The sequence below is a fragment of the Wolbachia endosymbiont of Drosophila bocki genome (assembly GCF_028982005.1).
In the GTDB taxonomy this organism is placed as follows: Bacteria; Pseudomonadota; Alphaproteobacteria; order Rickettsiales; family Anaplasmataceae; genus Wolbachia; species Wolbachia pipientis.
In genome coordinates, this window is record NZ_JAPQLG010000030.1 from 1 (window position 1) to 3,583 (window position 3,583).

Genomic DNA, 3,583 nt, shown 5'->3' on the forward strand with positions numbered 1-3,583 from the left:
GATATACCTCTTTCTTAACTATGCTTATTTTACCTCATATTTTCGAGATCCTTAACAGGTTCTTACACCTTTTGAGTTTATATCTTTACAGTGGACAAAATCTCCTGAATTGTTCATACTAAATCCACACCATCGCACTCTGGGACCATGCACTCCCTGTGTTTCGTAATATTATACAATCAAATTGATAAAAGCTGTATTATCTCCTTGCAGCATTAAGTGTATATTTTTTGCTATTTTTTCCACTAAGGGAGTAACATTATCAAAATTTGAAAATTTTGATAACACATAATCTGCTAAGCTTCTTTGATCTTCAGGTCTACCCACTCCAAATCTCAAGCGCCAATAATCGTTGCCAATAAAACTATCTATGGATTTAAGTCCATTATGTCCAGCAGAACTACCACCTTTCTTTACTTTTATTCTTCCAAGTTCCAAATCAGCGTCATCATGTATGACAACGATATTATCTAGCGATAATTTGTAAAAGTTTCGTATTTTTGCAACAGGGATGCCTGAATTATTCATAAATGAATAAGGCTTTATTAACATGATTTTATTATCATTAATCACGCCAGAGGTTGTCAGATAATCGGCTTTTTTAGAGAACAACTGAAAACCCCAATATTTGCAGATTGCATCAACGGTGACGAAGCCGATATTATGATGAGTTAGCTCATATTGACTGCCAGGATTACCAAGCCCAACTATCAGGTGCACTATTCCTCTGTTTCTGCTTGAGGTTCTTCAACGTCACTATCGGCAGCAGAAATTGTAACAATGGTAAAATTTTCTTCTTCATGAGCTACAAACTTAACACCTTCTGGTAATTTTACATCATTAATATGTATAGACTGGCCAATCATTTTACCGGATAAATCAACTTCAATAACCTGAGGTATTTTATCAGGAGAGCATTTAACAGCAATAGAACGACACAAAACATTAAGCACTCCACCTAATTTGATTCCTGGAGCTTTACTTTCATTCACAAATGATAGAGGTATGTCTATTTTAATTTCACTGCCTTTATCAACAAACTGAAAATCAACATGTTGCACAGTATCCTTTACTACATGCAGTTGGATATCGCGAACAAGAGCATATTCCTTTTTGCCCGAAATATTCAGCTCTATCAAATGTGCGGAAAGAGAGCCTGACTTATATTGCTTTGTGAATTCCTTTGCAGACAATGTCAAATTTACATTATCATGGCCCTTTCCATATATGATTCCAGGGATGTTTCCTTTCTTCCTTAGAGAATGCATCGCTTTTGTTTTTGTTATATCACGTAACTCTGCATTAATTGTTACTATTTCCTGTTGCGTCATCGGTTACTCCTATTCAGCTAATCCTTTTAATATAATTTAATAATAATATAACATAAAAATATTTATTTCAAACTTCATTCTTTCATACTAATTGTTTGTGAAAGGATTTATTTAGATATATATTTAAGCTTATTTAACAAGAACTATGGGCATTGACGATAAAGTAGTTTTTAGGATTTATAGACCAACAAGAAATGCAACACAATCTGGTTTAGGTAATACAAATTTCTGGCACCTGAAAATTGAATCTGGCTCTTACTACATTGAACCTTTAATGGGGTGGGTTGGCTCAAAAGATCCAAAAAAACAGATTGTATTAAAGTTTGATTCTCTTGAAAAAGCAGTATTCTACGCAAAAAAACGCAACGTTAAATACATAATTGAAATGCCAAAAAATGTTAAGAGGCTGCCAAAATCTTACGCAAGCAATTTCATACTAAAGTAAGTTGCACAACAAATGGTGTTATGCAAGTAGCTGACACTGCTCTCCTTTGTCGTCCCAGTGCCCAGACACTGGGATCCAGGAATTTTATTAAGTTGGTAAGCATAAAAATAGCTGTTTTACGTTAAAATACAATGTTTTTGATGATTATGGAAAGACTGGATCCCAGTGTCAAGCACTGGGATGACACCATTTGTTGTAAACTCACTTTTACTCTATGGTCTTGTCGCTATCCTGAACGGATACAAAGTAAGTTTTACTGTGATGTGCTCATCTGTAAAAAATAAGACTTAATCTCACTGTTGATCATGGATTTTAAGTTGTGCTAGCACACTGCGGCCATTTAAAGAGTCAAGATTTTTAACCTGGCTAGCCAGTATTAAAGAGTTATTTTTCAGGTATTTCTTTACAAGGCTTGCAAGTCTTTTTGGATTATTCAAATAGCTCCACTCTGCTTGTAAAACTTTTATATCACTTTGTACTAAATTAATTTCACTTTTCATTTTTATTAGCTCTCTATTTAACGACTGAACATGTAATTTTACCTTAAATAGTCCTACAATGCTAAGAAAAAACATAACTATTGAGATGATGCAGAAAGTTCTCACGACAACCTCTGTATAGCTCTTAGTTTTGCTGAGCGTGAACGCGGATTTGCACTTACTTCTTCTATACTTGCTTCGATCACTTTTTTACTTAGCAGAGAGAATGTCTTGCAATCAGTAGCACATAAATCTTTAAAAAAAGTTTTGACTATACGATCTTCTAAGGAATGAAAGGTGACAACAATTAATTTGCCATTCTCACTTAAAATCTCAGATGCAGCTTTAATACCCTTTTCAAGTTCTCCCAGCTCATCGTTTACCCATATTCTGATTGCCTGAAATGTTCTGGTTGCAGGATCAATTTTGCTTTTTCCACGAAATACCACGGAACGTACAATATCCGCAAGCTCAAATGTAGTTTTAATAGTTTTCTTCTTCCGTGCATTTATTATTGCTCTTGCAATTTTGCGAGAATGACGTTCGCCTCCGTAGTTATATATAGTATTTGCGATTTCTTCTTCGCGTAAAGCGTTAACAAACGTTGAAGCGTTTATATAAGAAGAGTTATCCATACTCATATCGAGTGGACCATCATGTAAAAATGAGAACCCTCTATCTCCGTTATCAAGCTGCATAGATGAAACTCCGATGTCAAAGACCACTCCATCCACTCCGTTTGATGTCATTCCAGCGTGTGACCAGTTATTTTTTCCAGTATCAAGTACTGGGATGACAGGAGATGGCTCAACGCTGCTTAGTATACTTTTAATATTACTAAACTTCTCAATGAATAGTTTTATTCTATCTGGATATCTAATGCTTAAATCATCATAAAACTTAGTTACCGTTTCATCTCTATCAATTGCATATACTTTGCAATCAGCTGACTCCAATACTGCTTTGCTATACCCTCCAGCTCCAAATGTGGCGTCCACATATATACCACCATCCTGCGGTGATAGTAGTGATAGCATCTCTTTTAGCAAAACTGGAGTGTGTGTCATATCAAAAAATTTAAGTACAGTTGGTGTAGATATCCTACTCTACTCTACTCTTCACATCAATTTTATTTATGTACATAGATTTTCTTGCCAAAATATGGTATCTTATCGGAATATATGAGCAATAATATTAAAATTAAGGTTTAATATTGTTAATATAATATTCACATAACGTTCACATTTTTTTTTATATATAAGAACCTGTTAAGGATCTCGAAAATATGAGGTAAAATAAGCGTAGTTAAGAAAGAGGTATATCTATGC

The 3,583-nt window shown here is 34.4% G+C and carries 5 protein-coding genes and 1 pseudogene; 2 read left to right on the plus strand and 4 right to left on the minus strand.

What is annotated here, in order from left to right:
• Positions 1-61: 61 nt before the first annotated feature.
• Positions 62-169: pseudogene (locus OZD61_RS00525) on the plus strand (IS481 family transposase); the annotation flags it as partial.
• 2 nt (positions 170-171) lie between these two features.
• Here OZD61_RS00525 and pth read toward each other — a convergent pair.
• Together pth and OZD61_RS00535 are read right to left on the minus strand one after the other, a co-directional pair.
• On the minus strand, positions 172-720 hold the full coding sequence (pth, locus tag OZD61_RS00530; protein ID WP_274979450.1) for an aminoacyl-tRNA hydrolase: 549 nt from the start codon (positions 718-720) through the stop codon (positions 172-174).
• Positions 720-1,331 carry a 50S ribosomal protein L25/general stress protein Ctc gene (locus OZD61_RS00535; RefSeq protein ID WP_010962412.1) on the minus strand — a complete coding sequence of 204 codons (612 nt, stop codon included), beginning with the start codon at positions 1,329-1,331 and terminating at the stop codon, positions 720-722. The genes pth and OZD61_RS00535 overlap by 1 nt, the downstream gene beginning before the upstream one ends.
• A gap of 145 nt (positions 1,332-1,476) precedes the next feature.
• Here OZD61_RS00535 and OZD61_RS00540 point away from each other — a divergent pair, with 145 nt between their 5' ends.
• Positions 1,477-1,776: an NADH dehydrogenase ubiquinone Fe-S protein 4 gene (locus tag OZD61_RS00540; protein ID WP_274979451.1), complete on the plus strand. Its 300-nt coding sequence runs from the start codon at positions 1,477-1,479 to the stop codon at positions 1,774-1,776.
• Positions 1,777-2,069: 293 nt separating this feature from the next.
• Here the strand turns inward: OZD61_RS00540 and ftsL are convergent, their stop codons facing one another.
• The gene (ftsL, locus tag OZD61_RS00545) at positions 2,070-2,381 is read right to left on the minus strand and encodes a cell division protein FtsL (RefSeq protein WP_274979452.1); all 312 of its coding nucleotides are present in this window, start codon (positions 2,379-2,381) and stop codon (positions 2,070-2,072) included.
• A complete protein-coding gene (gene rsmH, locus OZD61_RS00550; RefSeq protein ID WP_274979453.1) occupies positions 2,378-3,322 on the minus strand; it encodes a 16S rRNA (cytosine(1402)-N(4))-methyltransferase RsmH in 945 nt (314 codons plus the stop codon). Before rsmH ends, ftsL begins: the two co-directional genes overlap by 4 nt.
• Positions 3,323-3,583: the final 261 nt, after the last annotated feature.

Excerpts from the sequence above, each read along its gene's own strand:
- OZD61_RS00535 (WP_010962412.1), bottom strand. The coding sequence starts at position 1,331 with ATGACGCAACAGGAAATAGTAACAATTAATGCAGAGTTACGTGATATA.
- OZD61_RS00540 (WP_274979451.1), top strand. The coding sequence starts at position 1,477 with ATGGGCATTGACGATAAAGTAGTTTTTAGGATTTATAGACCAACAAGA.
- rsmH (WP_274979453.1), bottom strand. The coding sequence starts at position 3,322 with ATGACACACACTCCAGTTTTGCTAAAAGAGATGCTATCACTACTATCA.